Below are 21,445 nucleotides of genomic sequence, written 5' to 3' on the forward strand. Positions count from 1 at the left end.
ATTTATTTTGACATTCTTCCCGTCGATGTCGCCGCCCCGAGTTTGATGCGCTCAGCCAGCGCCGCGTCCTGGTAATACTTGATCTTCTGGCAGTACACCGGGGCATGACCAGCAACGAACACAAGTTCGTCGTCTGGGGGCAGGCGCATGCATTCGTCGGGCGTGAGCAGCGGGCGTTGCACGATCTGCTCGTTGGTGTTGACGTTCTGCAACAGCACGGCAAGCCGGTTGCCGCTGTATTGCCGCTGGGTATGGCTGACGGTGGCCTGCCCGGCCATCTTGGACAGCAGCTCGGCCGTCTCGATCTTGTTCGGGGCGTAGGCCACGCGAATGTGGCAGTTGCTGATGATGGATTCGTCCTTGCCATAGGCGGCAAAGAGCTGGCTCAAGTCCTGCACGATGAGCAGCGCCTTGAGGCCGTAACCGGCGATGAAGGCCAGGGCCTCCTGGAAGATGTCGAGCTTGCCCAGGCTGGGAAACTCATCGAGCAGAAGCAGGAGGCGATGGGGATAGCGACTCTTGCTCGCCCCGCCCGCATCGAAGTCCATGCCTTCGGTCAGGCGCCGCACCACCTGGTTGATCACCAGGCGCAGCAGGGGTTTGAGCCGGTCTTTGTCGCTTGGCGGCACCACCAGGTACAGCGCCGTCTTGCGGGCCTCCTTCTTGCCGTTCACGTCGGCGCCACCCATGATGCTCTCCAGCGTGAAATCGGAGACGCGGGTGTTCTCGGCGACGATGGGGTCGCGGTAGAGGGAGAGAAAAGACAGGGCGGTGGAGAGCACGCCAGAGGCTTCGTTGGGCGCCTTGTTGAGAAACGACTGGCTGGCCTGCGCGACTGCGGCCCAGCCGGTGCGAGCATGGGGGTCGGTGCTCTGTGCCCCCTTCTCCAGCGCCACGTCGCGAATGTAGGTCATCACGGCCTGCGAACCTTCCATCGGCTCAGCATCTTCAGACTGATTGCGGGCGGCTGCCTCCTTGGCGATCTCGCGAATCGGGCCGCCGTCGGAAAGAATGGCCTGAACCGTGTGAAGGCAGCGCAGGCGGGCTTCAGGCCCTTTGCCGTCCCAGTAAAGGAGAACGAACAACACCACCCCCGTCATCAGATCGAAGCCGGTCTTGGCCCAGTGGTCGTTCAGGCCCTTGCCGTCGGGATCGACGATCATGGTGGCGATGTTCTGCACATCCTTCACCAGGTTGCCATCCATGCGGATTTCCTGCAGGGGATTGAACCGCGCGGAATCCGGCGAGGTCGGATCGAACTTGATGGCCCGGTGCCCCAGCACCTTCTCGCGGAATCCGCTGGTCAAGGCCCAGTTCTCACCCTTGATGTCATGCACCAAGACGGATTGGTCCCAGGCCAGCAGGGTCGGTATGACAATGCCCACCCCCTTGCCGGAGCGGGTGGGTGCGAACACCATCATGTGCTCCGGCCCTTTGTGCCGCAGGTAGCGCACATGCTGTCCATCGTTCCAGGCGCCGAACAGCACCCCGCCCTTGTTCTTGTCGTCGGGCAGGATGCCAGCGGCTGCGACTTCGGTGTCTGTTGCCCAATGCGCCGAGCCGTGCAGGTCGTTGCGCTCGGCATCGGCCTTGCGCGATCGGCGGTAAGCAATGCCGACGGGCAACACCAGGGAGAGGAAGCCGCCAACACCCATGATGAGGTGGGCGCGTTCCAGAATATCCAGCACGGCCTGGCCGTACTCGATGCGGTTGTATTTGAAGGTCCAGATCAGAATGTCGAATGGGGCATACAACCACGGCGGGACCATCGGCTCGCCCAAGGCCGCGCTGAAACCGAAGCCCCACGCGGCATACTCGGTCGCAGCCCAAGTGGACAGCACCACGATCATGAGGAACAGACCCAGACCTGTCCAGACGAAGCGGGTGATGTCTTTCTGCGCCTTGGGGATGTGATAGATGGCTTCGGATGGTGTGCTCATGGCTGTGCTGCCTCTTCAGATAGGGGAAGTCGCCCGTGACGTGGGCCAGTCGGCGTGCGCCCCGGCAAGGATCACCAGAAGCGGAAGGAATCCGGTCGCGCGCTGCGGCTGTTTTGCGCCACCTGCCGCTGGGCGTCTGCTGGATCAGCGCTCCATAGAGGCGACTTTGCGACTGGTCTGACGCAGGCGCGGCCGCGCTGGGCGCTCGGGTTTGTCGTCATCAGCCCGATCGGGGGTTTTGTCGGCCGCTCGTTCCGCCCCGTTCGGCTTGTCCTTGCCCGCAGCCTCTTCGACCTGCTGCGCCATATGAAACTCGGAGGCCTTGCGATCCTCCTTGTCCAGAATCTTCTGGTGCTCTTCGGCAAGGATGGCAGTGGCCAGTTTCTCGGCACCGCTTGGTTTGGCAAATCCGTGGAAGACCAATGCTTTCGGCAGGTGCTTCGGGTCGAAGTCGCCTGCCAGTTCACTGTCCAGTATGGAGCGGGCGTCTTTCTCGGCGCCGCCACCTAGGACGAAGTTCTGGATCGCCTCGTCGTAGGCGCTTGGCTTCGTGATCTCCGGTGTGGTGGGTTGTTTGCCACCGACTCCGCTCAGGCCGATGTCCTTTTCCGGGACAAGGAAGGTATAGGTCGCCATTTCGGTCAGCAGCCCCTCGTGACGGCCCATGAAGGTCTGGTCTGACATGGACACCGGCCAGCCGATTCCTTGGTTCGCGACCCATTCCTTGACGCAAGCGGCTTCGCTCTGGCTAAGGCCACTCTCATCCCGGTTCACCAGAGCGCTGCCCCAGGCCGCCGGAGCATCGATCTCGACGGACTTGAACTTTCCTTGCTGTTGCATGGGTTCTTGCGCAAGGATTGCCGCTGGCTGCCTTGCCTCAATGACTCCCGCGAACTGCTTCTGCAGATCGGGATACTCAGCCAGAACATGCAGCGGCGGCATGGATGTGTGCAAGTAGGCTGGCGCGTCGAGCTGGTTGCCATACAGCGCGTTGTTGACTTCGCGCTTGTGCACTTGACGCAGTGCGCCCTCCTCCGTCGGCCCGTCGGCAAACCCCAGAGACTGCTTTCCGTCGAACACTTCCCATTGCCGCCCGTGACCCGGCCCGAGCTTGACTGCGCTGGCTTCCGCGCGGAACTCGGCAAAGGTCATCTCGTGGGGCGCCTTGTGGCGTGCCTGTTCCTGCTCCCCGGATTGCGGTCTGGCTGGTTCATTCGCGCCACGAACCGCCACAACACGAAGGTGCGCATGCTCTGTGGCAAGGCGCTCTTTCGCTGCGGCGTCAAGCAACCGGGCCGCCTCCCTGGGCGCGACGCCAGCCGTCCCCGGCACAGGGACATCATCCCAGCCACTCTCGATGACGAGCCCCTGTGCAGCGGTCTTGGCGATCAGGATTTTTTCGACTTCAGACTTCCCGTATGTGAACTCGCCGCCCCTGCTCTTGTCCTTGGTCAGGACGAATGTTTTTTCATAGGAGCCCGTCGATGCCTTGAATTTCCAGCCATCCTCCTCAAGGGCTTCGCGCAGCGTCGGCGGTCTGGGTGCGAGTTCGTGCTGGGGTACTTGGTCACGCACAGCGGGCAAGTCGATGGAAACCGTGCGGTTCGCATTGACTGTCAGAACGCCATCCGGTACGGCACGGAATGCATCAGCGATGGCGCGTGCTTGCGGCGAGTCGTACCGGGCGTTGATGATGTCGGCGAATTCATCAAACGCATACGCGCCAGTACCCTTGTCCACGGCGAGGAAGCTGTAAGCCTCAACACCGAGCCGCAGGTCTGGATTGAGGTTGTCGATGGACTCGCGGCGCAGCTCACGCAGGGGCTGCTTGGTCGGCTGCTCCGCATGGTCGAGGATGTCGTTGACCTGTCGGTCAAGATCGTCCTCGATTTGCTGGAAGTACTTGCCGAGATTGGACGCCGACTGTTTGCCATCCAGCGCCTGCGCCGCCAGCTCGGCCGCCTTGACGGATGCCAGCCGCTCCTGCGCCACCTGCAGGCTCTGCTCCTTGTCGAGCACATAGTCAACCGCCCTGCCTGCTTCCGCCGCAGCGCGGAAGATTTCGTTCTTGTCGTTCTTCAGCACCTTGGCCCAAGATTGAATGTAGGCCTTGTGCTGCTCCTCATCATGAGGGATACCAGTTTCGGCAGCCATGAACATGCTGAACAGCTCGGCGCGCAGTTCTTCCTTGGCGTAACCCTCGGAGCCAAACCGGTGCCCGCCGGTGATGCCCTCGCGGTTCAGGCGGTGCGCTGCCCCAGTGGCATGGCCGATTTCGTGGAGCAGGGTTCCGTAGTAGCGGGCGGCGCCGTCGTCCTTGCCTGGCTCGGAGTTGAAGGCGCCGGGCGGCGGGAGCGAGACTTCGTCCCGCTTGGGCGAGTAGAAAGCGTGCTGGGGATGTTCGGCGTAGCTGAGACCATCGCGGGCCATCGCGGCCTTGATGGATTCACCCCGCGCCACCGTGTCAAAGTTCGGTGCGGGAGCCAGCGGTTCAATCTTCAGGCCCTCGCACTGCGCGACGTTGAACACCGTATGCACGCGAGCGGTCCAGGCGTCGAGTTTGCGGGCATCTGCCCAGCTCAAATCCTGCTGACCGTCCTTGGTGCGCTGCTGAACACGCAGATCGCCGGTCTTGACGCGCAGCGTGTCTTCCTTGTCAGTCGGCATACCGATCTGCGCCATGCCATTCTTCTCGGCAAAAACCTTGACGCGCATGTCATTGAGGGTGACGGTGATGTCCTTGCGCTCATAGAAAGGCTGCTCCTTCCAGAGTTCGACGGGCATGCCTCGCTCGCCTTTTTTCACGCGGCCACCCAACGCGTTGATCTGCTTGACCGTGCCATAGCGCGGATCGACGTAGCCACGGTCGGCCTGTTCCAGCAGCAACATGAGGCGGTTACCACCGCGGTATTCGCGGCCGGTTTCCATATTCCGGGGCAGACCCTGGCCGACCCAGGGTTTATTCCAGGGGATCTGCCCCTGCTCCAGCGACTGCACCAGTTTGGTGGTCAGTTCTTGGCGCAGGTCGCGCGGGGGCTTGGCAGCGGCCGCCTCGGGCTTGGTGTTCTCAGACATGCTCGGCCTCCGTTTCGGTGTCGTCGATGTCCGCGCCCAGCGCTTCAGCGGCTGCGCGATCGGGCGCTTGGAGGATCACGAATTCAGTCGAGTCGTCTGTCGGTTCGGTTGGCAGGGTTTCGGGGGTTTGCATGACGGTCTCCAGAAGAATGGATCAAGGCGGGCATCAGGCATTGACGCCCTACCCTGACTCTGCGGGGTGGCCCCGGATGCTCAGCCGCCCAAACCAATGTCACGGCTGGGTTGCCCCGGCCGTTGGCGGTTGTGCGCGCGCGGCACTGTCTCGATCTCGCGCTCCTCCGCGCGCTCTTGGGCGACGATCTCCCGTTCGACGGCCTTCTCATGTTTGTCCTCGGCCTTTTCCTGCGCGCGTTCCTTCTCTTGCTCCTGGCGCTTTTCCAGCTCTTCGTCGATGTTGCGGGTGCGCAGTTGCTGCTGCAGCTGCGCACGCTCGGCCTCGATCTTGGCCCACATGCGCTCGGTGACACGTTCGCCCAGTGGGGTGAGGTGATCCTTGTCATCGATGAGCTGGGTCTGTTCGTCATGGCCCTGGAGCTGGGCGCGCTGCCCAGGTGTCAGAGGCTGGTAGCGCGAGGCGCGGTCCAGACCGTCCCAGCCATGGTGGTCGAGCTTGGTTAGCAGCGCTTCGGCCTGCATGAATTGGGCATCGACCGCGTAGGTACGGCTATCGTCGCCGCGGCTGACGCGAGCAGGCTCAACGCTTCCTTTCCCGACCGCCGGAGCCGTCAGACGAACGTCTTCGGCCAGCTCGTCGCGTTGCATGGCCTGGAGACGCCCAGCCTGCCAGGTGTGCTGCAGATCGGGGTTCTGCACTTTCAGACCCAGGCGTCCAGCGAGTTCGGCTGCGCGTTCCTGGAACTCGCGACTACCGGTGAGCTGCAGCCCCTTGTCCATGTCGAATTTCTGTTCGGCCAGGCGCAAGGCGGCCTCGATTTCACGGTCATCGACCTGATAGAGATCGACGCGCTCGCCGTGATCGCTCATGACCCGCTCGCCGTCGCGGGCATAGTGCACCGACTTGGGCGGTCCATCGTCGATGTCGTGGGTCAGGCCTTCAAGAGCTTCGGGCTCCAGCGCGGCCGTGCGCTTGCCGCGAATACTCTCCTGCGCAGGGTCGCGGGCATTCTCCTGTTCCAGCATGCGGGCGGCCACGGGATCGCGCTCGGCATGCGGCTCCAGGAACTCGCGCAGCGTCGGCACCATGGGCAGCCCGCTGGCCAGCGTCTTACGCTCTGCCATCTGCGACTTTTGCAGGTGCTCGATCTGTTTTGCAGCCTCGAAAGCATGCAAATCGAGGTCGCCGCGCTGTTTGACGATCTCGGCGCGCTGCTGCGCGAGGCTGGCGAACAAATCCTCTCTTGCCGCCAGATGCTTCACGTTCAGGTCTTGCCACGCCTTGGCGCGTGTCTCCCGAGCGGGCCGCGCCGCTTCGCGCCAGGCGTCAAGCAGGGAGGCTTCGCTCCATTGCGGAGCGTTGTTTTCCTTCCCGAGCGGTGTCGTCTTCTCGGTGACTTGCCTCACATCGGGCGCAGCCGCTGACGCTTCGGCCTGCTCCAGCGCAGCGTTGAGGTCAGCAAACGTGGCCTGCTGGCTCTGTTCTAGCTGGTCAGGGGGTGGCGTCTGTTCGGTCTGCACCTGTGCGGTCGGCAGCGAATCGCGTTGCTCTTGTGCCTTGTCGATCTTGTTCATCGTGTTCTCCTGCTTGAGGTGGGGGGTGATGGGTTTGGGTTGATGTCCTGGCCCAGTGGATTGCGCGAGGCTTGGCAGGCTGCGCTGAAAGATCCAGGCCGGAACTGCACGGTCCAGGGTGCTGCGGATCGCGTCCGTACCGCCATCGCGGAGCTGGTCGCGGGCGTCGTAGCCGGGGGGCGTGACGCCGCCCGGTTTTTCGGGGAGGGCGATGTCAGCGCGGGAGCTGCCGAGGATGCGGGCGGCCTTGAGGGCGTTGGCCTGCCCTTTGTGGGCTGCGCGCTCGCCGTCGTTGTCGGCATAGAGGGTGATGCGGCCTTGCACCTGGTCGTGCAGGGCACGTGCCACATCAGGCAGGTTCTGCGCCGAGAGCGCGGCGATGACGGGCAGTCCGATCGCCTTGTGAATCGCCAGCGCGTTGCCGATTCCCTCGCACATCACAACGCGCGGTGCCGTGCGGGCGGATTCGAAGGCGCGAAGCGGCGCTTCAGGGTCATGACCGTCAATGGGGATGACCGCGAACGCGCCCTGCGTGGGCGTTCCGGCAACAAACCGCTTGTCGGGCGACTGCCCGGGCTCTGCCCAAGCGATGCGCTGCATGCCAACCCAGCCGGGCTCGCCGTCGCTGAGGCTGATCATCGGCACGAGCAACTGCGCGCTGTGCTGCCGCAATCCGGCGGCTGGAAGAGACGGGCTTTGCAGATAGGGGAAATTGTTCGGGGCGTGGCTGGCTTCCCAGCGCGCCAAGCTGTCACTGATCGCGGCCTTTTGGCGTTCGGCCTGCTGCGCTTGCCAAGCGGCTCGGGCAGCATCGGCCTTCTGCCTTTCCTCAGGGGTAAGCTCGCGCGCCAGTTCCGGACGAAACGCAATGGGTTTACCGTCTGCCTTGAAGTTGGTCACCCATCCGGTGCCGTCTTCGCGCAGGAGATAGGCGGCGTCATTCCTGCCATTGGGGCGGTCGCCCACATCAGCACGGTGGATGCGCCCATCGGCCTGCAGGCGATGTGGATCGATATGCACGTCATGCATACGGGCGAAGTCGAGGAATGCGGAGGTTTGTGTGATGTCCATGCTCTGACTCTGCGGGCCGGCCCGTTTGGGTCACGCGATGCGCTCGACATGAAATCCACCGCTGGCCGACCAGCCGCGCACGGCGGCCACTTCTTCGACGCGGCGCCCGTCGGCGGTACGCTTGATCGACACGACAACGTTGACCGCCTCGGCGATCAACTCCGGGTTGGGCGGCACGCCCGCTTCCTGGATGAGCTGGCCGATACGGATCAGTGCGGCGCTGGCGTCGTTGGCGTGGACGGTGCCGACGCCACCGGGATGGCCGGTATTCCAGGCCTTGAGCAGCGCCAGAGCGCTGCCGTCGCGCACTTCGCCGACAACGATGCGGTCGGGGCGCAGCCGCATGGTGGCGCGCAGCAGCCGCGTCATGTCGGTGTTGTCGCTGGTGCGCAGAAAGACAACGTTCTCGGCGTTGACCTGCAGCTCGCGGGTGTCCTCGATGACGACCACACGGTGTTCGCCATCGATTCGGGCCACGGCATCGAGGATGGCGTTGGCGAGCGTGGTCTTGCCGGTTCCGGTGCCGCCACACACAAGCACGTTGTGTCGGCTAGCAACGGCCTGCTCGATTTCCCGCATCTGTGCCTGGGTCATGATGCCCTTGGCAACGTAGTCGGCCAGACTGAAGACCAGGGTGGCCTTCTTGCGCAGGGCGAAGCTGGCGCGTTCCACCAGCGGTGGAATCAGGGCCTCGAAACGGCTGCCATCAAGTGGCAGTTCGCATTCGAGGATGGGACGTTCTGGCGTCACCACGGTATTGAGCATGGCCGCCACTGTGTTGACGATGGTGAGCGCCCGCACGGCGTCGATGCTTGCCGTCTGCCGCATGCCCTCGCCGAGACGATCCACCCACAGGGTGCCGTCGGGGTTGAGCATGATCTCGACGACCTTGGGGTCATCGAGCGGCGCGAGGACTTCCGATCCCATCGCCCGGCGCAGCGCCTCGGACTGGCGGGCGTGGGTGAGCTGCTGGGCGCTCACTCCTCACTCCCGGCGGCGGACGGCTCCTCGGGTTCGGTTGCGGTCACGTCGATGGGGCGCACACCATTGCCCGCCAGTTCCAGGATGTCGTCCTGGCTGGCCGGGCGGGTGTTTTCGAGGGCGGAGTCGGTGAGAGATCGGATCAGTCCCTTGGCGGCACCGCGCTGCGTGAATGCGCGCACGAGATAGTCTGTTCCACCAAAACCGACGACATAGAGTTTTCCGGGGGATGCCATGTTTTTCTCCAGTGTTGCGGCCCGCAGGGAGTGGGGCCGATGCCTGGACTCTGCGGGGCGGCCCGCGCCGTGTGCGACAAGGGAACCGCGGAGAACCGGTAGGAGGCCGTTCGGTGGCGCGTCGGAAACGATCGGGAGCAGATCGGAGCGCGCCGGTGACCGGTCGGTTGCAGTCGGGTGTCGGGCGGAGCCTGACCAAGTGGCGTTCGTGTGCGTTTGGAGACGGGCCGCAGGCCGGTCGGAAAACGTCAGACGAACCCTTACCTTGCAAGGATTTTGTCCACAGTTCGAGATCCGAACGCCAACCGGGCCACTCTACAGAGTCATTGCATGGAAACCAAGCAGATCAAATTGCAGCGGATCACCGTCCGCATGACGGCCAAACAAATCGCAGACCTGCGCAAACAAGCTGCACATGCCGGGTCATCCGTCTCCGAACTTGTCCGAGATCGATCCCTGCTGAAGCCAGTGGTCAGCCGAACCGACAAGGACACAGCCAAGAGCATTGACCAGCTCGGTCGGCTGCTCAAGCTCCTCTACCCAAAGGACAAGGGCTGGGCCACCACAGAAGATCGGCGCAAGTGGTGGAAGCTGGTCGAAGATCTCCAGCGCACTGCGGCTCAACTCCGCAGGACACCCTGATGCTCGCCAAAGTCATCACCCTCAGGCCTGGGGCACCCAGCAAGGGTTTCGGCAACGTCATGCGCTATGTCATGCGAGCCAACGAGGAGCTGCCGCCTGGACAGAATCTGGACGGTGGCCATTTCAACATCCCGGAAGAACGGCTCTACTGGTCGCTCGACGAACACCGTCTGGCCTACGCTGAAGACTTGGCCGCGGCCTGCGACTCCACCGCTGAACGATGCTTCAGCAAGGGCCGCTTCCAAGGCAACCCCGTCTATCACGTCGCCATCACCTGGCAAGAGGGAGAACACCCGACTGCAAAGCAGGCCGAACACGCCTGCAAGCAAGTCATGAATGCTCTGGGATACGGTGAGCATCAGGCCGCATGGGCCACCCACCGCGACACCGACAATGATCATGTGCACCTGGTCATCAACCGGGTGCATCCAGAAAAATTCATTGCCGTTCAGCCGTAAGCGTTCAGCCAGCGGCGTGATTGCGCTCGAGCTATTGGGTGGGTAGATGCAGCAGCATCAGGCAGCAGTCTTCACGCGTCGGGCAGTGCGCCGCTGCACCGCCTTGGTGGTGTGCGATGGGCATACTGCTGCGACGCACTCGGTGAGGTTCACCGCTGCCAGAAGCATGAACATGATCGCATCGGTTTTCACGTCCAGCAGGTCGTGATCCTGCAGGCGGCTGTAGACGAACGCCAGCAGGTTGGGCTCGGCGTGGGAGTCGATCTGCTGCTGCAGCGCCTGCGCCTGCTGCAGCGTGGTCAAGCCGTCGAGGAAGAGCATCTTCGCCACGAGGCGGTCGAGGCAGCGATCTTGCAGATCCTCGCAGACCATCGGCCATGCATGTCCGCTGATCTTCATCGCCTGGTACACCACGAAGAGGATGTTGAGGATAATCTCGACCTGCTCCAGCCTGGCGCCCAGGCGCGGCAGGACCAGCACACTGGCAAGCAGCGTGGGCTGGTGCGCATGGATCTCGTCGGCGAGCGCCTCGCGCGCGCGCAGATCCATGCGGTCGACGGTGAGGATCGCCTGGGCAACAATGCGCGTGGAGATCCGCTGCGTCATCGGGGCGCGGCCCTGTCCAGGTCCGAGCACAGCGGGTCCTGCCCGAAGTGCTGCGTCCACAGCCTGGGGGTGAGTTCGACCACCCGGGACTGGGGATGTCGGCCCACGCGCTGCAACACGTCGACCAGATAGGTGTACGGGTCGATACCCTGCAGCACGCAGGTGGCGATGAGGCTTTGCAGGATGCCCACATGGCGTGCGCCGACCTCGCTCCAGCAGAACAGCCAGTTGCGCCGCCCCATCGGGATCGGACGCAGCGCGCGCTCGATGTGGTTCGTGTCGATGGGCACCGCCGGGTCATCGATGAACACTGACAGCGCTGCCCGTCGCTCTCGCACGTAGGCCAGCGCTTTGGTCAACGGATTGCTCGGCAGCAGGCCCTGCTGCGCGAACTGCTGCTCGACCCAGGCGAAGAACGCCTGCACCCGCGCCCGGCTGTGGGTGGCGCGATGCGCCAGCTTGGCCGCACCCTCCCACCCGGCGGCGCGGATCTCGGCCTCGATACGGTACAGCGCGGTGATGTGCTGCAAGGCTTGCGTGGCCGCCCGCGGCTCGGCGTCTTGCGCCTCGAAGAACAGGCGCCGCGCGTGCGCCCAGCACTGCGCGTGGGTGACTCCGGTCTGCCTCGCATAGCGGGCATAGGCCGCGTAGCCATCGCTCAGCAGCACCGTGCCACTGGGCAACTGTCCAAGAACTTGGCTCACATGCTCATGGCGGCGCGAGGCGAAGTGGGGGAAGCACACCTCGTCGTGCTCGCCATACACCGGCCAGAAGTACGTGCCCTTCATCTTCCCCGGCCCGGCGCGGCCGGCCTTGATCGGGGTCTCGTCCATCGTGATCACATGCCCGCCCAGGATCGAGGCCAGCTGCGCATCCACGATGGGCTCGAGCAGCGCCGCAGTCTGCTGCATGAGCTGGGTCAACCAGGCCCGGCTGAGCTTGAAGCCGGCATCGGCCAGCCGCTGATGCTGGCGGTACAGCGGCAGGTGGTAGCGGAACTTGTCCACCGCCATGCCGGCGACGAAACTCACGTCGGCGCGGCTGCCCTCGAACACGCTGGCCGGCGCCGGCGCGCAGTGCAGGGTCGCGGTGTCGAGCCGCTTGATCACCGGGCGCACGTACTTGAGCGCCACATAGGCGCCCGGGCGCTGCGCCAGGCGGTAGCTGACCTTCTCGCCGATGACCTCGTACTCCTCGGCACGCAACCCCTGCGCCTGGGCGCACGGCAGGTGGATGACCTGCACCTCGACCCGCTCGGCGTCGAAGAACGCCGTCGCGTCCTGGTCGCCAGCACAATCTGTCGTGCGTGCGCGCCGCGTGTGCCCGGCCACTTGGCGTCCAGCCTCGGGGGCTTGTGGCGGGATCGGCAGATCACCCAGAATCTGGCCGAGATGAAGTTGCTGCGCATCGGCCACGCTCTGCAGCCGTTCGCTCTTGCTGCCGAAGATCTGTCGCCTGAACCACGCCAGTTGCCGCTGCTGCTCAACGATGGTCTGCGCTTGCGATTGCAGCAACCGCACGAGAGCCTCAACCGCCATGCCCGCCACGATCTGGGCGGTATAGGTCTGCACTTGAGCGGGGTCTGCACGCATGAAAGCATTGTGCCCATGGCAAAGCCCGAAGGGAATCGGGCTTTGCCACATTGCAAAACCCGTTATCGCCACTCCACGTGTCGATGCCGCTTGAACTGCCGCGTCACCTGCAGCCCCTCGAGCAGGAGCTTGAGCGCGGTGAAGTCGATCTCGGCGCTGCGCTGCCCGCCCCAGTCGCGCACAAAGCGGCCGGCCTCCAGCCGTTTGCTCCACACGCACCAGCCGCTGCGATCGAAGTACAGCACCTTGATCTGGTCAGCCCGACGGTTCGCGAACACGAACAGATGCCCGCCCAGCGGGTCGACCTCAAAGCCCTGGCGCGCCAGCGCGTACAGCCCGTCGTAGGACTTGCGCATGTCGGCAGGCTGCCCATACAAGAAGACCCGGATGCGCCCCTCAGGAAAGAACATCAGCGGCGCACCAGATGCAGGCTCATGCCGCCGCCCAGGTCCAGCCGCAACTCCATGGGCGCATGCATGCCGCCGGTACCGACTTCGCCCAACTCGATGAACCCCGCGGCACGCTGCTCCATACGCCCAGTCTTGGCCGTCACGGGCGCAGCCTTCACCTTGCCCGACAGCCGCTCACGCCAGCGCCGATAGCTGCTCACACACACTCGCTCCTGCCGACAAAAGCTCTTGAGCGTCAGCCCCGAGGCCGGGAAACGCTCAATCACGTCGCGCCAGCACGCCTCGTCCAGGTGCCGCCGCCGCTTGACCTCGGCCACCTCTGCCGCGTCGTTCTCCATCTCGAATGTCTCCTCATCCCTGCGATGGGAAACATTCTTCGTGGGATCCGAAACGAACGAAAGAACGCCGCTGGCTTACCGGTTACGTTCAGCCGCCGTTCAAAAAAGACTATTTCATCCTCGACCGCTGCATGCGCGAGCTCGAACTGGAATTCGGCTACGCCCGCGCGAATGGCCCTTATATCACCCTGGACACCGACCAAGGGCCGACCATCGTGCGCATGAGCCGGGCCGAACGGAGAATGCGGGGGCTGTTGAAAGAGGAGGGCAATCCACGGCTAACACGAAGCGCCACAGCAGCCGAATACAGGCTGGGCACTGATTCCTTTCAGTCCTGGGTTGCCGCCCGCCCTTCCCAAGACCTGCGTGCCGTCGTGCAGGCTCCCGGCGCCACCTGGGCGGATGCTCACCAGGCCCTGGCGCAGCACGGCGTCACCATCCAAACCAAAGGCTCCGGTCTGGTCGTCACCACCCAGCTTGACGACGGCCGCATCCTGGCCGCCAAGGCTTCCCAGTTAGGTCGCTGGGCCAGCAAATCCGAACTGGAAAAGCGCCTCGGCCCCTTCATCCCAGGCCCGGAACTGCCGCCGCAAAAGCCGGCCCCTTACGCGCTATACGTCAAAAACAGTATGCACCAGGGCCACAAAACAACGGGCAAACAACCCAAACGCGATCCTGACGAACGCGCCCTTCGCAGACAGGCCCGTGCCGATGCGCGCGCAGCGCTCGCTGCTCGCTTCGAGGCCGAGCAAGCGGCAGGGCGTGCGCAGCGGCCTCAGCAACGCGCTGCCTTACGCATCCAACACCAACAAGAACGCAAGGAACTCACCGCGCAAATGCGGCAGGAGCGCAAGGCCCTGCCCGAGCAGGCGAGGCAGCAGGGCCAGCCGCTGGCCGTGGTGCAGTCGCTGTGGGCACTGCGGGCGGCGCAGGAGCGCGAAGCCTTGCAGAAGCGCCAGGCGACAGAACGCAAGGCGCTCTCAGCCAAGCTGCCTAAACAGGAAGTCTGGCGCACATGGCTGGAACGTGAGGCCGCACGGGGCGATGAAGCGGCGCAGGCCGCGCTGCGCGGGATTCGCTACCGCGAGCAGCGCAACAAGAACAAAGCGGTGGACGGCATCGAGGGCGAAGAACTCGACCCGCTGCGCAAGCTCACGCTGGCCGGGCTGCAAGCGCAGATCGACCAGAAACGGCAACTGGTGCTGTACCGGGGTTCAGATGGCCGGGACAAGTTCACCGACACTGGCCCGCGCATCGTGATGCACGACAAGAGCGACGAGAGCCTGGAAGCGGCCTTGCGCATGGCGGCGCAGAAGTTCGGCGGTAAGGTGGACATCACCGGAAGCGCCGAGTTCCGGGAGCGGGCCGCCCGGCAGGCGGTGCGGCTGGGGATCGAGGTGACGGATGCCGACTTGCAAGGCGTGGTCAAGGATGAGCAGGTGCGGATGCAGAACGAGGCGAGGGGGTTATCCCCATCGGCTGTGGAGAAGTCACGGCCCGAAGTCGCCAAGCCCTTGCAACCACAGGCGGGAACTGGTCTGCCTCAGAAAGAGGCAGCCGATCCCGCCGTGCAAGCGATGGAGCGTGCGCTTGATGAGTGGATAGGCGGCGACCATAGCGCCGGGCCAGTGAAAGCATTCATCGCCGCGCATGATCGTGCCGTGCAGCAAGGGCGAGAGGGCCGGGAGTTGGTTGCGCTGGCTGTTGGCCGGGCGCTCTCAAGGCGCGGTGACGATGCAGGGCCAGCCATCGCGCAGTTCAACGATGCCGTTGGCAGGCAGCGCGAGAGGGAGATCGGGAGGTGAGCCGGAAACGCCGAGATTCCCGCCTTGGCTTGTACGGCATTCTGCCGTATGATTGCATCAGGAGGACAAAGCCATGCCCGTCACCATCTCTACCGCCCGTCTGGAAGCCCGAATCAGCACCGATCTGCATTCGATGCTCAAGCGTGCCGCCGAGATTCAGGGGCGCACCATGACTGATTTCGTTGTGTCTGCCGTGCAGGATGCCGCGCAGCGCGCGATCGAGCAAGCTGAAGTCATTCGCCTGTCTCTGGCCGATCAGGAATGTTTCGCACAAGCGCTGCTGTCGCCGCCGAAACCGGCCCCTGCGTTGGAGCGTGCCTTCGCTCGCCGTAGCAAGCTCCTGCGCACGGAATGAGCCGAGCACCGTACCTACTCTCGCCGCTCGATGCAGGACATGACCGCGCCGGTTTCCATAGCGATTCGGATCCGCTGAATCGCTACCTGCGCGAGCAAGTCACCCAGGACATTCGCCGTCGCGTAGCCGCCTGTTTCGTGGCCCTGGCGGACGGGCAGCGTATCGTGGGTTACTACACCTTGGCATCGGCAAGCCTGCTGCTCGCCGATCTTCCGGCCAGCACCGGCAAGAAACTGCCGCGCTATCCGACCGTGCCCGCCGTTCGCATGGGCCGCTTGGCCGTCGATCGAGCATTCAAAGGACAAGGTCTTGGCGGAGCTCTGCTGGCCGATGCGCTCGACCGTGCCACCCGTTCGGAGATTGCCGCCTTTGCGCTGATCGTCGACGCCAAAGACGAGGCGGCAGCAGCGTTCTACCGGCATCATGGCTTCATTGCCTTGCCAGCCTCGCCGCTTACTCTGTTCTTGCCGCTGACAACTGTCCCGCGTTCTTGAAACTCGTCGTTCCGGCGCATGCGCCAAATATCTGACGGCTGTTCTTGAGGAAAACGACCCTGCGCTATTGGCCACAGCCTTGGGCGACGCACCCGGTGCACTGGCCGCGCTCACCAGCCTCAATCCTTCATCATCTTGATGCAGTTGTTCTCGCCGAGCAAAGCGATGCGTGGGTGGAATGCCCGCGCCGTGGCGTCATCCATCGGCGCGTAGGCGCAGATGATCAGTACATCGCCGACAGCGGCATGGCGGGCCGCAGAGCCATTGAGGGTGATACGGCCACTGTGTTCGGTTTCGGCGATGGCATAGGTGCTCAGACGTGCGCCGGTGGTGACGTTGTAAATCTCGATCTGCTCACCTGGAAGGATGTCGCAGGCATCCAGCAGTGCCTGGTCGATGCCGCACGATCCCTCGTAGTGAAGATCAGCTCCGGTCAGCGTGGCGCTGTGCAGTTTGGCGCGCAGCATCACGCGCATGGGTGGAAGTGGTTTCATCAGCACAGCATAGTGCGTCGTTATCTCGGTTGATTTGGGCATCGTTCCGTTTACTTCCGAAGTCGTCCGGGCACAGTCCGAAGCCGTCCGGTTGGCGTTCGGATCTCGAACTGTGGACAAAATCCTTGCAAGGTAAGGGTTCGTCTGACGTTTTCCGACCGGCCTGCGGCCCGTCTCCAAACGCACACGAACGCCACTTGGTCAGGCTCCGCCCGACACCCGACTGCAACCGACCGGTCACCGGCGCGCTCCGATCTGCTCCCGATCGTTTCCGACGCGCCACCGAACGGCCTCCTACCGGTTCTCCGCGGTTCCCTTGTCGCACACGGCGCGGGCCGCCCCGCAGAGTCCAGGCATCGGCCCCACTCCCTGCGGGCCGCAACACTGGAGAAAAACATGAGCGAGAAAGACGATAAGCCAGATCACGTCTTCGACGCCCAGGCCGCCTACGCGCAACTCGGCGCCGTGTCGGCGGCGCTGCTGGCCGCCCGCCGCGCCCGCCAGAGCGCCAAAGCTGCGGCTACGGCACGGCAGTTCGCGCTGAACACCGTCCGCAGCCTTGAGCCCGTCATCGTTGGCATGTTCGAGGATGGTGCGTCTGTGAACGAGGTTCTGGCGTTGATTCAGTCCCACCTTCCTGCCGTGCCTTCTGCCGATCTGCGCTATGCGCTCGCTTATATCCGCGAGCGGCACCGTCTGCATGATCTACCGAACGCCGCAGTGACCCGCCCAGCTGGGGACGTTGCGAGAGCAAAGCCGAAACCAGCCGCCATGCCGCCAAAGCAGGCGGAGCGGAAAGCGCAATCCAAGGACGCCCCACCAAAGACAGCGGAGGGCACGGCGCCTGCAGCAGCTCCCGCACCAAAGGCGCCCAGCGCCGAGGGCAAACCGACCCAGCACTCGACGATTCCCAGCGCCCGGCTGCCCGATTGGGCCGACTGGTCGGATTTGATGCCCGGCGAATCGGACGACGACTACATCTTTCGCAAGTCGCTGGAGATGCCGCCTGAGACCCAGCGCAAATTCATCGGCGAGCACAACCGCTGATCGCCGGTGCCACCGGTCGCTTCCGGGGGCGTTCCCCGGCTTACCTCTGAAAGGCAACCATCATGCTCAAGACTTTCATCATCGACGGCGACAAGGGGGGCGTGGGCAAGAGCCTGGCCGCCCGGGCGCTGGTGCATCACTACCTGACCCAGGATGAGGAGACCCGGCCACGGCTGGTGGTTTACGACGCCGACCTGTCCAACCCTGATGTCTGTGGCGAAGGTGGACTCAAGCCGGGCAATGGCATCGCCCATACCGCGCTGCTCGATCTCTCGACCGAGAGCGGATGGATCGATCTGGGCACGCGGCTGGAAACGATCAGCGCAGCTGCCCAGACGAATGAGTACCGCATCATCATCAACATGCCGGCCCAGATCGGCACGCGGGCCTTTGACGGCTCGATCCACATCGTGGGTGAGGTGCTACGAGAGGCCAATGCCATGCCGGTATGGCTGCTCAGCCGCACCCAGGAAAGCATCCGTGCGTTGGATTACCGCCTGCGCAACATGCCCACCCGCTATGAGGCGGGCGTGGTGGTGAAGAACCTGTTTTTCGGCTCGGCTGACAAATTCCTACTCTGGCAGGCCGATGCTCTGCGTCAACGCCTGGTGGACGAGGGGGCCTGGGTCGAGGCCGAACTGCCGGAGATGAACGATCAACTCGCCGTGATGATCGGGCGCCGCCCGTTCCATGAGGTGTTGGCCACCGGAATCGATGGTCGCCCACTGCCCTATGGATTCAAACTCGCACTGCAGTCGTGGCTCAAACGCGTCGGTGCCGCGCTGGAGAAGGTTGAAACGATCGAACAGGGGGTGGTGTGATGGCCTTCAGCAACTCAGAGCAAGTGTTCATGGAGGCTCTCGGCAGTTTGCCTACCGAAAACGAATGGAAGGAAATCCGCTCACTTCTGGGTATCTTGCAGAGGGCCGGATTTGAGGTGGACGACCCGACCAATGCGCCGCATGTCACGCTGTTCGCCTGGGGTTGGGCGCGCAGTACGCCTAGGGCGGACGTATTGGCTGCGGTGAAGGCAGCGGTGCTGGAATCGGGACGGGGCGATGCAGTGCAGGTGGACTTGAACCCGATATTGCAGGGGTTGCGTGCCCTGCAAGATGCTTCAGCGCGCCCGGTGGCGGTGAAGGTTGATGACTCCGTGGTCAAGTCCGCCGTGTCGGAAGCCTTGCGCGAGCCGATCTCGCTGGCCTCAATGGCGGTTCTTGGTGTGGTCATTGCCGGATCGCTGTTCATCGGCTCCTGGTGGGGCAAACGGCAGCTGGAGCCTACCGTTCAGATGCAGCAGCAGATGATTCAGAAGCTGACCGCGACCAGCCCGCACGCCGATGAGCACGCCCGGAAGTAGCCGCTGGGCGCTCGCCACACCGGGCGCTGTTGCGGCCGGCGGTGCCTGGCTGCTCGGCGGTGGCAGTTTGCTGGGGCCAGCGTGTTCACTTGTCCTGCCGGTTCTCGTCGCCTGTCAGAGCAAGTGGTGGAGGCGATTGACCGTCGCCCTGGCTTATTACTTGACAGGATGCTGGCCCATCGTCAGCGCCGTGCTCGGCTACTGGGGCGCACAACATGCGGGGTTTGCCATCGCAGGCTGGCTGACTGCGTCCATTCTGCTTGCGCTGCCATGGGCATTGCCATCACGCCGTGGCGGACTGCTGGCGGCATTGTTGCTGACGGCTCTACCCCCTCTGGGGGTTATCGGATGGTTGTCGCCGATGAACGCGATGGGGGTCTTGTATCCAGGCAGCGGATGGCTCGGCGTTGTGGCACTGGTGGCGCTCGTCGGGACGTTACCGGCGGCGGCGCGGGGCAGGCGTTTCGGACTGAGCGCTGTTGCCGGGCTTCTGGCGACGGGTGCCTTCATGAACGCGCTGGCTTGGTCTGTGATCCACCCTACAGCGCCTGAGGGCTGGATAGGTGTTCGGACGTTTATCCGGCCTGGCAATGGAAACGTCCTGGCGGATATTCAGAATAACCAGACTGGCATCGGTGCAGGACTGCAGCAAGGTGCAGGAGCGCGGGTCGTGGTTTTCCCCGAAGCGATCTTGCCGGACTGGTATGCCGGTACGCAGGCGCAGTTTGCGGCTGCGGTACCGCGTGCGCAAGTCTGGCTGCTGGGTGTGCAGGCCGGTGCGCACGATGCGGTGGTGCGGGTTGAGCACGGCCGGGCTGATTCCGCACCCGTTGCTGTGGCTGCCGGGCTGCTGTTGGGTGGTGACTGGCAGCCCTGGAATCCGCGCACCCTGCACCCGGCATGGTGGCAGCAGGTGTTTGATCTGGATGGGCAGCGGGTTTGGGCGGCGCTCTGCGTGGAGCAGGTGCAACCATGGACATGGCTGGAGGCGTTGTGGCAACGGCCTACTGTGATCCTGGCGCAGTCCAATACTTGGTGGGCCACGCCAGGGAATGCAGCCCCTGCGATTCAGGAAGCGAGCACGCGGGCGTGGGCGCGGTTGATGGGAGTGCCGGTGGTGACGGCGGTGAATCGGTAGTTCTGTCGAATCAGGCCAGCACTGCCATCAGACACACAATTTGTAGAGCTTCCACGGCTTGCATTGCGCGAGGAATTTTTCTGTGCATCTCCAAAGCACAATCCAACTCCCGCACACCGCGCAAAGGCACAATATCAAGCACTGACCACATGAGCCTAGCTATGCTGCCCGCAAAGACCACCAGTCGCCGCGCACCCGCCAAGAGCATCTATCAGCTGCACATTCAGCTGCTCTATATCGAGCCGAGGGTCTGGCGCCGGTTTTGGGTGCCTGGTGCCATCACTCTGGCGGGCTTGGATCGGGTGATTCAAACAATCATGGGGTGGACGAACAGCCACCTTCACGAATTCGAGATCGAAGGGCAGCGCTACGGCATGGCTCTGGATGAGTACCCGGTTGACAAGCCCGCCAAGCTCGACAAGGACTTCCGCCTGGCTGATCTGCTGGGCACGAGCATGCATAACTTCATCTACACCTATGACTTCGGCGACGATTGGTGCCATGTCGTGACCGTGGAGCAGCTTCTCAAGCCCGACCCCGAGTACAACACTTGGCCGCAGTGCCTGGAAGGGCAGAATGCCTGTCCACCAGAGGACGTGGGTGGGCCTCCTGGCTACCTCAGCTTTCTGGAGGCTGTTCTCGACCCGACCCATGAGGAACACAAGGCGATGCGTCGGTGGTTTGGTGGCCCATTTGATCCGGCTGGATTTGACGTCAACTCTGTGAACATCGCGCTGCGGGATGTGCTGGGCTAAGGCTACGCTGAACGCGGCGGGCTGTTCAGCGTAGCCTTAGAACCTATCCGTAAATAATGTTGACCTTGAGCGGCACTTTCCGAAACGCGATGATGGCTGCGGCGAGGTGGTTGAGTGCGAGGAAGCTGCGCTCGAGCTTTTCGTAGCGCACGAGTAGCTTGCGGAATCGGTTGAACCAACTATGGCAAACCTCGACGACCCAGCGCCGGGCCTTCTTCTTCGGGTCGCGCCGCTTGATGTCCGCTTCCCTGCGACGGTCGACGACGTGGGGGATATAGCCGTGCTTGTCATTGGTGCGCGCATTGTCGGCACTGCGGTAGCCGGCATCGGCGCACAGATGCTTGTGGCGCCTCGTCGGCGGACTCTCACGCTTGACCCTGATGGCACCCAGGACTTCGTCCAGGCGTTTGCCATCATTGACGTTCGCCCCGGTCACGATGAGCGACAACGGGACGCCACGGCCGTCCACCAGCAGGTGGCGCTTGCTCCCATTTTTTTCCCCCGGTCGGTCGGGTTCGGCCCGACCGCTTCTTGCGCCAATGGCGCCTTCATCATCGCACCGTCCACGCTCTGCCATCGCCAGGCGATGCCCTGCATGTCGTCGTATTCGGCCAGGCCCGCTTTCCACAGCGCTTCGAAGAAGCCGGCCCTCTCCCATTCCAGGAAGCGTTTGTGCACGGCGCTGGCGCTGCCGAACCGCTCCTTGGGTAGTGCCTTCCACTGACAGCCTGTGCGCAGCACGTACACGATGGCCTCGAACACCTGCCGTGCCGGCTTCGGCGGTCGGCCCGCGCCAGGCTTGCGTCGATAGATCTTGTCCGCCGGCACGGCCCGCTGCGGAATCAGCGGCTCCACTCGCTCCCAGAATGCATCTGTCACAACCCACGACGCAACCCGCTTGGCCACCGTATCGCTCCCACGCCGCACACGCCACGACT

At 63.8% G+C, this 21,445-nt stretch carries 22 protein-coding genes; 10 read left to right on the forward strand and 12 right to left on the reverse strand.

The features are described from left to right. Nucleotides 1-2 precede the first annotated feature (2 nt). The 6 genes from AC1ZQA_RS10395 to AC1ZQA_RS10420 form a co-directional block, all read right to left on the reverse strand. Nucleotides 3-1,940: a type IV secretory system conjugative DNA transfer family protein gene (locus tag AC1ZQA_RS10395; protein WP_482676852.1), complete on the reverse strand. Its 1,938-nt coding sequence runs from the start codon at nucleotides 1,938-1,940 to the stop codon at nucleotides 3-5. Between the two features lie 144 nt (nucleotides 1,941-2,084). Further along, complete coding sequence (locus AC1ZQA_RS10400; protein WP_482676853.1) at nucleotides 2,085-5,015, reverse strand: ArdC family protein; 2,931 nt, start codon at nucleotides 5,013-5,015, stop codon at nucleotides 2,085-2,087. Further along, nucleotides 5,008-5,148: a hypothetical protein gene (locus AC1ZQA_RS10405; RefSeq protein ID WP_482676854.1), complete on the reverse strand. Its 141-nt coding sequence runs from the start codon at nucleotides 5,146-5,148 to the stop codon at nucleotides 5,008-5,010. Before AC1ZQA_RS10405 ends, AC1ZQA_RS10400 begins: the two co-directional genes overlap by 8 nt. A gap of 80 nt (nucleotides 5,149-5,228) precedes the next feature. Next, nucleotides 5,229-7,796 carry an LPD7 domain-containing protein gene (locus tag AC1ZQA_RS10410; RefSeq protein WP_482676855.1) on the reverse strand — a complete coding sequence of 856 codons (2,568 nt, stop codon included), beginning with the start codon at nucleotides 7,794-7,796 and terminating at the stop codon, nucleotides 5,229-5,231. Between the two features lie 30 nt (nucleotides 7,797-7,826). Continuing rightward, nucleotides 7,827-8,777 (reverse strand): P-type conjugative transfer ATPase TrbB, encoded by a 951-nt coding sequence (gene trbB / locus AC1ZQA_RS10415; RefSeq protein ID WP_482676856.1) that lies wholly within the window; start codon nucleotides 8,775-8,777, stop codon nucleotides 7,827-7,829. Further along, nucleotides 8,774-9,013 carry a hypothetical protein gene (locus AC1ZQA_RS10420; protein WP_482676857.1) on the reverse strand — a complete coding sequence of 80 codons (240 nt, stop codon included), beginning with the start codon at nucleotides 9,011-9,013 and terminating at the stop codon, nucleotides 8,774-8,776. Before AC1ZQA_RS10420 ends, trbB begins: the two co-directional genes overlap by 4 nt. 330 nt (nucleotides 9,014-9,343) lie before the next feature. Here AC1ZQA_RS10420 and AC1ZQA_RS10425 point away from each other — a divergent pair, with 330 nt between their 5' ends. Then, nucleotides 9,344-9,655, forward strand: coding sequence for a plasmid mobilization protein (locus tag AC1ZQA_RS10425; protein WP_482676858.1), 312 nt, complete (start codon nucleotides 9,344-9,346; stop codon nucleotides 9,653-9,655). Further along, nucleotides 9,655-10,113, forward strand: coding sequence for a relaxase/mobilization nuclease domain-containing protein (locus AC1ZQA_RS10430; RefSeq protein WP_482676859.1), 459 nt, complete (start codon nucleotides 9,655-9,657; stop codon nucleotides 10,111-10,113). Before AC1ZQA_RS10425 ends, AC1ZQA_RS10430 begins: the two co-directional genes overlap by 1 nt. Before the next feature lie 57 nt (nucleotides 10,114-10,170). On the opposite strand, the gene AC1ZQA_RS10435 is transcribed toward AC1ZQA_RS10430, so the two are convergent. From AC1ZQA_RS10435 to tnpA, 4 genes are all read right to left on the reverse strand, one after another. Beyond that, nucleotides 10,171-10,719 carry a hypothetical protein gene (locus AC1ZQA_RS10435; protein ID WP_482676860.1) on the reverse strand — a complete coding sequence of 183 codons (549 nt, stop codon included), beginning with the start codon at nucleotides 10,717-10,719 and terminating at the stop codon, nucleotides 10,171-10,173. Next, nucleotides 10,716-12,311, reverse strand: a complete 1,596-nt coding sequence (gene tnpC, locus AC1ZQA_RS10440; RefSeq protein ID WP_482676861.1) for an IS66 family transposase — start codon at nucleotides 12,309-12,311, stop codon at nucleotides 10,716-10,718. The genes AC1ZQA_RS10435 and tnpC overlap by 4 nt, the downstream gene beginning before the upstream one ends. A gap of 62 nt (nucleotides 12,312-12,373) precedes the next feature. After that, complete coding sequence (gene tnpB / locus AC1ZQA_RS10445) at nucleotides 12,374-12,721, reverse strand: IS66 family insertion sequence element accessory protein TnpB (protein WP_482676862.1); 348 nt, start codon at nucleotides 12,719-12,721, stop codon at nucleotides 12,374-12,376. Then, on the reverse strand, nucleotides 12,721-13,059 hold the full coding sequence (gene tnpA, locus AC1ZQA_RS10450; RefSeq protein ID WP_482676863.1) for an IS66 family insertion sequence element accessory protein TnpA: 339 nt from the start codon (nucleotides 13,057-13,059) through the stop codon (nucleotides 12,721-12,723). The genes tnpB and tnpA overlap by 1 nt, the downstream gene beginning before the upstream one ends. A gap of 5 nt (nucleotides 13,060-13,064) precedes the next feature. Here tnpA and traI point away from each other — a divergent pair, with 5 nt between their 5' ends. The 3 genes from traI (at nucleotide 13,065) to AC1ZQA_RS10465 (ending at nucleotide 15,713) form a co-directional block, all read left to right on the forward strand. Next, nucleotides 13,065-14,864: a TraI/MobA(P) family conjugative relaxase gene (traI, locus tag AC1ZQA_RS10455; protein ID WP_482676864.1), complete on the forward strand. Its 1,800-nt coding sequence runs from the start codon at nucleotides 13,065-13,067 to the stop codon at nucleotides 14,862-14,864. Nucleotides 14,865-14,937: 73 nt separating this feature from the next. After that, on the forward strand, nucleotides 14,938-15,219 hold the full coding sequence (locus AC1ZQA_RS10460) for a type II toxin-antitoxin system TacA family antitoxin (RefSeq protein WP_055450453.1): 282 nt from the start codon (nucleotides 14,938-14,940) through the stop codon (nucleotides 15,217-15,219). Next, a complete protein-coding gene (locus AC1ZQA_RS10465) occupies nucleotides 15,216-15,713 on the forward strand; it encodes a GNAT family N-acetyltransferase (protein ID WP_055450452.1) in 498 nt (165 codons plus the stop codon). Before AC1ZQA_RS10460 ends, AC1ZQA_RS10465 begins: the two co-directional genes overlap by 4 nt. A gap of 119 nt (nucleotides 15,714-15,832) precedes the next feature. On the opposite strand, the gene panD is transcribed toward AC1ZQA_RS10465, so the two are convergent. Continuing rightward, nucleotides 15,833-16,207: an aspartate 1-decarboxylase gene (panD, locus tag AC1ZQA_RS10470; RefSeq protein WP_245609998.1), complete on the reverse strand. Its 375-nt coding sequence runs from the start codon at nucleotides 16,205-16,207 to the stop codon at nucleotides 15,833-15,835. 396 nt (nucleotides 16,208-16,603) lie between these two features. Between panD and AC1ZQA_RS10475 the strand changes: the two genes are divergently transcribed. The 5 genes from AC1ZQA_RS10475 (at nucleotide 16,604) to AC1ZQA_RS10495 (ending at nucleotide 20,507) form a co-directional block, all read left to right on the forward strand. Then, complete coding sequence (locus AC1ZQA_RS10475) at nucleotides 16,604-17,254, forward strand: hypothetical protein (protein ID WP_055450450.1); 651 nt, start codon at nucleotides 16,604-16,606, stop codon at nucleotides 17,252-17,254. Between the two features lie 62 nt (nucleotides 17,255-17,316). Then, entirely contained in the window at nucleotides 17,317-18,075 is a 759-nt protein-coding gene (locus tag AC1ZQA_RS10480; RefSeq protein WP_482676865.1) for a hypothetical protein, read from the forward strand. Continuing rightward, nucleotides 18,075-18,614, forward strand: coding sequence for a hypothetical protein (locus AC1ZQA_RS10485; protein ID WP_482676866.1), 540 nt, complete (start codon nucleotides 18,075-18,077; stop codon nucleotides 18,612-18,614). Before AC1ZQA_RS10480 ends, AC1ZQA_RS10485 begins: the two co-directional genes overlap by 1 nt. After that, a complete protein-coding gene (locus AC1ZQA_RS10490) occupies nucleotides 18,595-19,752 on the forward strand; it encodes a carbon-nitrogen hydrolase family protein (RefSeq protein WP_055450448.1) in 1,158 nt (385 codons plus the stop codon). Before AC1ZQA_RS10485 ends, AC1ZQA_RS10490 begins: the two co-directional genes overlap by 20 nt. Nucleotides 19,753-19,901: 149 nt before the next feature. Next, a complete protein-coding gene (locus AC1ZQA_RS10495) occupies nucleotides 19,902-20,507 on the forward strand; it encodes a plasmid pRiA4b ORF-3 family protein (RefSeq protein WP_482676867.1) in 606 nt (201 codons plus the stop codon). A gap of 43 nt (nucleotides 20,508-20,550) precedes the next feature. On the opposite strand, the gene AC1ZQA_RS10500 is transcribed toward AC1ZQA_RS10495, so the two are convergent. Then, a protein-coding gene (locus AC1ZQA_RS10500) for an IS5 family transposase (protein WP_141655752.1) occupies nucleotides 20,551-21,413 on the reverse strand; the annotation gives its coding sequence in 2 pieces (ribosomal slippage) (nucleotides 20,551-21,005 and nucleotides 21,005-21,413; 864 coding nt in all). Nucleotides 21,414-21,445 lie beyond the last annotated feature (32 nt).

It is taken from the genome of Thiomonas sp. DCM-2 (assembly GCF_056820905.1).

Bases quoted from the DNA above. Each gene is read 5' to 3' on its own strand.
- AC1ZQA_RS10395 (WP_482676852.1), bottom strand. From the start codon at position 1,940: ATGAGCACACCATCCGAAGCCATCTATCACATCCCCAAGGCGCAGAAA.
- AC1ZQA_RS10400 (WP_482676853.1), bottom strand. From the start codon at position 5,015: ATGTCTGAGAACACCAAGCCCGAGGCGGCCGCTGCCAAGCCCCCGCGC.
- AC1ZQA_RS10405 (WP_482676854.1), bottom strand. From the start codon at position 5,148: ATGCAAACCCCCGAAACCCTGCCAACCGAACCGACAGACGACTCGACT.
- AC1ZQA_RS10410 (WP_482676855.1), bottom strand. From the start codon at position 7,796: ATGGACATCACACAAACCTCCGCATTCCTCGACTTCGCCCGTATGCAT.
- AC1ZQA_RS10420 (WP_482676857.1), bottom strand. From the start codon at position 9,013: ATGGCATCCCCCGGAAAACTCTATGTCGTCGGTTTTGGTGGAACAGAC.
- AC1ZQA_RS10425 (WP_482676858.1), top strand. From the start codon at position 9,344: ATGGAAACCAAGCAGATCAAATTGCAGCGGATCACCGTCCGCATGACG.
- AC1ZQA_RS10430 (WP_482676859.1), top strand. From the start codon at position 9,655: ATGCTCGCCAAAGTCATCACCCTCAGGCCTGGGGCACCCAGCAAGGGT.
- AC1ZQA_RS10435 (WP_482676860.1), bottom strand. From the start codon at position 10,719: ATGACGCAGCGGATCTCCACGCGCATTGTTGCCCAGGCGATCCTCACC.
- tnpC (WP_482676861.1), bottom strand. From the start codon at position 12,311: ATGCGTGCAGACCCCGCTCAAGTGCAGACCTATACCGCCCAGATCGTG.
- tnpB (WP_482676862.1), bottom strand. From the start codon at position 12,721: ATGTTCTTTCCTGAGGGGCGCATCCGGGTCTTCTTGTATGGGCAGCCT.
- tnpA (WP_482676863.1), bottom strand. From the start codon at position 13,059: ATGGAGAACGACGCGGCAGAGGTGGCCGAGGTCAAGCGGCGGCGGCAC.
- traI (WP_482676864.1), top strand. From the start codon at position 13,065: ATGTCTCCTCATCCCTGCGATGGGAAACATTCTTCGTGGGATCCGAAA.
- AC1ZQA_RS10460 (WP_055450453.1), top strand. From the start codon at position 14,938: ATGCCCGTCACCATCTCTACCGCCCGTCTGGAAGCCCGAATCAGCACC.
- AC1ZQA_RS10465 (WP_055450452.1), top strand. From the start codon at position 15,216: ATGAGCCGAGCACCGTACCTACTCTCGCCGCTCGATGCAGGACATGAC.
- panD (WP_245609998.1), bottom strand. From the start codon at position 16,207: ATGAAACCACTTCCACCCATGCGCGTGATGCTGCGCGCCAAACTGCAC.
- AC1ZQA_RS10475 (WP_055450450.1), top strand. From the start codon at position 16,604: ATGAGCGAGAAAGACGATAAGCCAGATCACGTCTTCGACGCCCAGGCC.
- AC1ZQA_RS10480 (WP_482676865.1), top strand. From the start codon at position 17,317: ATGCTCAAGACTTTCATCATCGACGGCGACAAGGGGGGCGTGGGCAAG.
- AC1ZQA_RS10485 (WP_482676866.1), top strand. From the start codon at position 18,075: ATGGCCTTCAGCAACTCAGAGCAAGTGTTCATGGAGGCTCTCGGCAGT.
- AC1ZQA_RS10490 (WP_055450448.1), top strand. From the start codon at position 18,595: ATGAGCACGCCCGGAAGTAGCCGCTGGGCGCTCGCCACACCGGGCGCT.
- AC1ZQA_RS10495 (WP_482676867.1), top strand. From the start codon at position 19,902: ATGAGCCTAGCTATGCTGCCCGCAAAGACCACCAGTCGCCGCGCACCC.